7 protein-coding genes are annotated in these 5,407 nt (G+C 65.9%); 4 read left to right on the plus strand and 3 right to left on the minus strand.

The genetic code is table 11. The features are described from left to right. Positions 1 to 927 (plus strand): ATP-dependent DNA ligase (locus VFE28_08805; GenBank protein ID HZM16086.1); only part of this gene is annotated, 927 nt, incomplete at its 5' end. A 138-nt stretch (positions 928 to 1,065) separates the two neighbouring features. Then, the gene (locus tag VFE28_08810) at positions 1,066 to 1,875 is read left to right on the plus strand and encodes a M48 family metallopeptidase (protein ID HZM16087.1); all 810 of its coding nucleotides are present in this window, start codon (positions 1,066 to 1,068) and stop codon (positions 1,873 to 1,875) included. A 45-nt stretch (positions 1,876 to 1,920) separates the two neighbouring features. Here the strand turns inward: VFE28_08810 and VFE28_08815 are convergent, their stop codons facing one another. From VFE28_08815 to VFE28_08825, 3 genes are all read right to left on the minus strand, one after another. Continuing rightward, entirely contained in the window at positions 1,921 to 2,568 is a 648-nt protein-coding gene (locus VFE28_08815) for an NAD(P)-binding domain-containing protein (protein ID HZM16088.1), read from the minus strand. Between the two features lie 81 nt (positions 2,569 to 2,649). Further along, the gene (bamE, locus tag VFE28_08820; protein ID HZM16089.1) at positions 2,650 to 2,994 is read right to left on the minus strand and encodes an outer membrane protein assembly factor BamE; all 345 of its coding nucleotides are present in this window, start codon (positions 2,992 to 2,994) and stop codon (positions 2,650 to 2,652) included. A 12-nt stretch (positions 2,995 to 3,006) separates the two neighbouring features. After that, complete coding sequence (locus VFE28_08825; GenBank protein ID HZM16090.1) at positions 3,007 to 3,426, minus strand: secondary thiamine-phosphate synthase enzyme YjbQ; 420 nt, start codon at positions 3,424 to 3,426, stop codon at positions 3,007 to 3,009. Between the two features lie 90 nt (positions 3,427 to 3,516). On the opposite strand from VFE28_08825, the gene VFE28_08830 reads away from it, so the two are divergent. Then, complete coding sequence (locus VFE28_08830; GenBank protein ID HZM16091.1) at positions 3,517 to 3,867, plus strand: cupin domain-containing protein; 351 nt, start codon at positions 3,517 to 3,519, stop codon at positions 3,865 to 3,867. A gap of 41 nt (positions 3,868 to 3,908) precedes the next feature. Beyond that, positions 3,909 to 5,407, plus strand: a 1,499-nt coding sequence (locus tag VFE28_08835; GenBank protein ID HZM16092.1) for a hypothetical protein, incomplete at its 3' end; no start/stop codon positions are given.

Consider the following 5,407-nt stretch of genomic DNA (forward strand, 5'->3'; position numbering starts at 1 on the left):
CTGGATGGTGTGCGCGTGCAGGTGCACCGGCACGGCCACGAGGTGCACGTGTTCTCGCGGCAACTCCGTGAGGTGTCGGCGCTCACACCGGAGACCGTGGAGCTGGCGCGCAGTCTGCCGGTGCAGAGCGTGATCCTCGACGGCGAGCTCATTGGTCTCGATGCAGAGGGCCGTCCCGTGCCTTTCCAGGACCTCATGAGCCAGTTTGCGCGGGAGAGCAAGGCGACTCCAGCGAAACGAGCGCCGGCAAGTTCGGCCGAAGACCTCCCGCGCCTGGTGCCGGTCTTCTTCGACATCCTCGAGCACGACGGCGAGGTCTGCGTGGAGAAGCCGTACGAGGAGAGACGACGTCTCCTGGAGCGCCTCGTGCCCGCGGCGCACTTGGTACCGCAGCGGCTCGCGGAGGACCTCGGGGCGGCACGCGCCGTGTTCGATGCAGCGCTGGCGGCCGGGCACGAGGGCGTGCTCCTCAAGCAGCTGGACTCCACGTACTCGGCGGGCCGGCGCGGCGCCGCCTGGTGCAAGGTGAAGCCGGCGGTGACGCTGGATCTCGTGATCCTCGCCGCCGAGTGGGGTCACGGCCGCCGGCAGGGCTTCCTGTCGAACTTGCATCTCGGGGCGCGGGACCCGGTGGATCCGGAGCGCTTCCACATGCTCGGCAAGACCTTCAAAGGCCTCACCGATCAGATGCTGCGCGAGATGACCGCGGACCTCCTGCAACTGGAGACGCGGCGTGAAGGACACATCGTTCACGTCCGGCCCGTTCGCGTCGTCGAGATCGCCTTCGACGAGGTGCAGCGCAGTCCGCGCTACGACTCGGGATTCGCGCTGCGCTTCGCGCGGGTGAAGCGCTTCCGGCCGGACAAGTCCGCGACCGAAGCCAACACGATCGACGAGGTGCGGAGCATCCACGCGCGGCAAACCTGACACCTCGTTGCGGAGTCGAAGCAGAGGGGGCGGTCTGAGGTTCCCTGGGGGAAGACGGGGCAGTATAGTGTGCCGCGCCGGAACAGTTCGCGGGGTGGTGCCCGTCGAGTCTTTGAAGATTCCGAATGAGGAGGGGTCATGCAGCCGCGGTTCACGACTTTCCTGGCTGTCGCCATGGCGCTCATCGCCCTCGCCGGTTGTTCCAAGGTGGCGGTCTCGGGGCGCAACCAGCTGATCCTCATCCCCGATGGGGAGCTTCTCTCCATGAGCACGATGCAGTACCAGCAGTTCCTGCAGGAGAACAAGGTCAGCCACGACCAGAGGTCGGTCGCCATGGTGCAACGCGTCGGCAAGGACATCCAGGGTGCGGTGGAACGCTACTTCCGGCAGCAGGGGCAAGCGGATGCGTTGAAGGGCTACGCCTGGGAGTTCAACGTCGTCGAGAGCAAAGAGGTCAACGCCTGGTGCATGCCGGGTGGCAAGGTGGTTTTCTACAGCGGCATCATCCCGGTGTGCAAAGACGAGACGGGCATCGCGGTGGTGATGGGCCACGAGGTCGCTCACGCCGTGGCCAAGCACGGCGCGGAGCGCATGAGCCAGGAGATGCTGGCGCAACTGGGCGGCACGGCACTATCCGTCGCCCTGGCGAGCAAGCCCCAGGAAACCCAGAACCTATGGATGACAGCCTTCGGCGTGAGCGCGCAGTACGGCGCCCTGCTCCCCTTCAGCCGGGCGCAGGAGAGCGAGGCCGACCACCTCGGGCTCGTGTTCATGGCGATGGCAGGCTACGATCCCAACGCCGCCCTGGGCTTCTGGCAGCGGATGGCGACGGCCTCCAGCGGTCAAGCGCCGCCGGAAATCCTGAGCACGCACCCTTCCGACGACACCCGCATCCGCAAGATTCAAGAGCACTTGCCCGAGGCGATGCAGTACTACACCAAGCGCTGATGCCGCGGCGGAAACCCCCCGCTCGTGCTGGGTGTCGCTGCGGCCCTACTTCTTCAGCAGTTTGAGGGCGTGCATCCACTGATTGCGCTGCAGGCCCGGGATGCACCAGAGGATGCACAGGGGCTCAATGGCCCGGGCCGCCTCGACGCCACCCATGTCCTCCCATTCCCAGCCGAACTGCGACAGGACCTCCTTCACCTGCTCCTTCGCGGGGGCGCTGTTGCCGCAGAGAAACATGGTGGGCTTCACGCCGCCGAAGTCCGGGTTCACCATGAGGGCGTTGCCGACGCAGGAGAACGCTTTGACGAAATGCGCCTTTGGCACTTGCTTTTGCATGCGCTCCATGAGCGACTCGTCGAGGCCGGTGAAGAAGCGGAGGACGCCGTTCACCGGGGGCGCGTCGGCGAGCGGATTCATGGTGTCGATCACCGTCTTGCCTGCCAGGGCATCCGGTCCACAGAGCTTCAACACGGACTCGGAGGCGCTCCCTTTGGTCGCCAGAACGACGATGTCGCCGAACTTGGCCGCCGCGGCGAAGTCGCCGGTCGAGGCCTTGGGACCTGCTTTGGCTTTCCAGCCCGCGAGCTTGGCCGCTTCGCGTGAGCCGCGCATCACCTGATGGCCGTGCTTCAGGAAACCATCCGCCAGCGCCTCGCCGACGGCGCCGGAACCGATGACACCGATCTTAGCCATGGCTTTTCTCCCTTGCTGACGTTGCAGTCCGCTGCGGAGGATCCCGTGTCTTTGGCCAAGGCGCTTCCGTTCGATGGGAAGTCAGGGCTTCTGCGGGCGATCCTCCTTCTCGGTCGTGTTGAACGTGTACGAGCGCACGATGTTTTTCTCGTTGAAACGAACGAGGAGGTCCCGTGACTTGGACTGGCCGAAGACCTTGTACTTGTAGTGGCCGTACGTCCAGGTCTCGTGGCCGTCCTCGACGCCGACCCGCCAGGGATTGCCGAACAGCTTTTGCACCTCGTCGCGCGTCGTCTGTCCGATGACGATCTTGTCGACGTTCGCCACCGGGAACTCCCAGCCCACGGTGGCGCAGCCGGAGAGGAGGGCCAGGCACAGTGGCAGGGCGAGAACCATCGCACACAAGCGGACGGGCGTCGACGTCATCTCCCGCTCCTCCTATTCTCCCAGGACATGGGCGACGACTTCGCGCCGGTGCGGCCGCCGCCGGTGTTCGTACAGATAGATACCCTGCCAGGTTCCGAGCGTTGGCGCACCGTCCATCACCGGCAGGCTGAGCGTGGTTTGCGTGAGGGCCGCGCGGACATGGGCGGGCATGTCGTCGGGCCCCTCGGCCGTGTGGCGGAAGAGGGGATCGCCCTCCGGGACGAGGCGGCGGAGAAAGCGCTCCAGGTCGCGCATGGCCTCGGGGTCGGCGTTCTCCTGGATGACGAGCGACGCCGACGTGTGCCGCACCTGCAAGGTGAGGAGCCCGGTGCGGATGCCCGTACCGCCCACCCAGCTTCGGACCTCGGCGGTGATGTCCACGGGCCCGCTCCCCCTCGTCTCGATCTGGAACTGCGTGAGCGCTTGTCGCATGATCCTCGGATACGGCGGCGAGGGCCGTCGGGGTTGGCGCATTCGTGACGCTACTCCGGGGCGCGCGCGATGACAAGAGAGGTGTCGAGCATGAGCTTCGACAGCGCCAGACGCATCAGCACCGCGGCGGCCTTGACGAAGCTGCCGGGACCCGAGGGCGAGCGATTCGCCCGGATCTTCACCCACGGGTCACTGGAGGTGGAGATCTACGCGCCCCGTGGAACGGATCCGCAGTCGCCCCACGACCGGGACGAGGTGTACGTCGTCGTCGCGGGGCACGGCACCTTCGTGAACGGCGCGAAGCGAGAGACCTGCGGACCGGGAGACTTCCTGTTCGCTGCTGCTCATGAGGTGCATCGCTTCGAGGACTTCAGCGATGATTTCGTCACCTGGGTTCTCTTCTATGGTCCGAAGGGCGGGGAGCGTAGCGCACGGCCTTGAGAAATCTCGCCCCGGTAGAGCACGTTTCGCAGGTGAGCCCCATGGTCCGGCGGCTCGTCCTCGTTGCCTGCCTCGGGCTCCTGTTCGGTGCCATCACCTGGAAGGCGTGGGTGACCGACGACGCCTACATCACGTTTCGCGCCGTGGAGAATCTCGTTCAGGGTCGCGGACCGAACTGGAACGTGGGCGAGAGGGTGCAGGTCTTCACACACCCGCTTTGGATGCTGCTGATGGCCGGAGTTCGCCAATTCGCGAATGAGTACTTCTACAGCAGTATTGTGCTCGGTATCGTACTGACGCTGGGAGCGCTGCTCCTCGTACGCGTACGGCTCGCTCCACCTCTTCCCACAGCGTGCGCGGTCGTTGCCGTTCTCGCCGCTTCACGGGCCTTCACGGACTACTCGACCTCAGGCTTGGAGAACGCGCTCACCCACTTCTGCCTGGCGGGGCTCTTCATCCTCGATTTCCAGGGCGGACGCCGCTTCGTCCACCACTGCCTTTTCTTTCTCGCGGCGTCAGCATGTCTGCTTTGCCGGATGGACACGATCTTCCTGCTCCTTCCCGTCCTCGTCCTGCACCTGGTACGCCATCGACATCCGCGCCTGCTCGGCGCCGCAGCGCTCGGGTTCCTGCCGCTCCTGGGCTGGGAAGCGTTCTCCGTTCTTTACTATGGTTTCTTCCTTCCCAACAGCGCGTCCGCGAAGCTGAATTCGGGAGTCGGGACCGCCAGCCTCGTTGCCCAGGGGCTGCGCTATCTGTCGAATTCGCTGCGCTGGGACTTCGTCACACTGGTCGCGACCCTTGCTGGAACCGGCCTGGCGCTGCGGAGCGGCGACAGCAGAATCCGGGCTTGGGGGATAGGCGTCTTCTTGTCGCTCCTCTACGTCGTGCGCGTAGGCGGCGACTTCATGAGCGGGCGCTTCCTGACTGCGCCTCTGTGGGTTGCGGCTCTCCTCCTTCTTCGTCTGGGGCTGCAACCGCGGGCTGCCTGGGTGGTGACGGCCGCCAGCCTCTTGCTCCTCTTTATCCCGTACTTCTCGCCGTTCGCGGAACGCCAATACGGGAGAGAATGGTACGCGGCCATCGACGCCCATGGGATCGCCGATGAGCGTACGTACTACGACGAGGCCTCGCTCCGACGAATCCTGGCGCAGCACGGCCCACCGCGCGCCGACATGCGGAAACATGCCAAGGCCCTGACCAGCGCCTGGCCTGAGGATCCCTTGATGGACTCGCTCCGCGTGTGGGTTCTCGATCCACGAGAGGACTGGCCGCCGCGCTCGCGGCGGCAGCCCAGCGGGGCGGAGTACAAGCGCGTCGTCTTGCGCGGCGCCGTGGGTTACGTGGGCTTCTACCTCGGAGCGGACACCCATGTGATCGACTACCACGGCATCGGAGACCCCTTGCTGGCTCGGCTCCCCGCCCTCGTCCCCGATCCGGTGCTCGCAGGGCTCATCCCTCCCTTGGCCGGCCTTGGCTGGCGCATCGGTCACTTCACTCGCGCCATCCCCGCGGGCTATGTGCAAACGCTGGCCACGGG

The sequence above is a fragment of the Candidatus Krumholzibacteriia bacterium genome, from assembly GCA_035649275.1.
In the GTDB taxonomy this organism is placed as follows: Bacteria; Krumholzibacteriota; Krumholzibacteriia.

Bases quoted from the DNA above. Each gene is read 5' to 3' on its own strand.
- VFE28_08810 (HZM16087.1), top strand. From the start codon at position 1,066: ATGCAGCCGCGGTTCACGACTTTCCTGGCTGTCGCCATGGCGCTCATC.
- VFE28_08815 (HZM16088.1), bottom strand. From the start codon at position 2,568: ATGGCTAAGATCGGTGTCATCGGTTCCGGCGCCGTCGGCGAGGCGCTG.
- bamE (HZM16089.1), bottom strand. From the start codon at position 2,994: ATGACGTCGACGCCCGTCCGCTTGTGTGCGATGGTTCTCGCCCTGCCA.
- VFE28_08825 (HZM16090.1), bottom strand. From the start codon at position 3,426: ATGCGACAAGCGCTCACGCAGTTCCAGATCGAGACGAGGGGGAGCGGG.
- VFE28_08830 (HZM16091.1), top strand. From the start codon at position 3,517: ATGAGCTTCGACAGCGCCAGACGCATCAGCACCGCGGCGGCCTTGACG.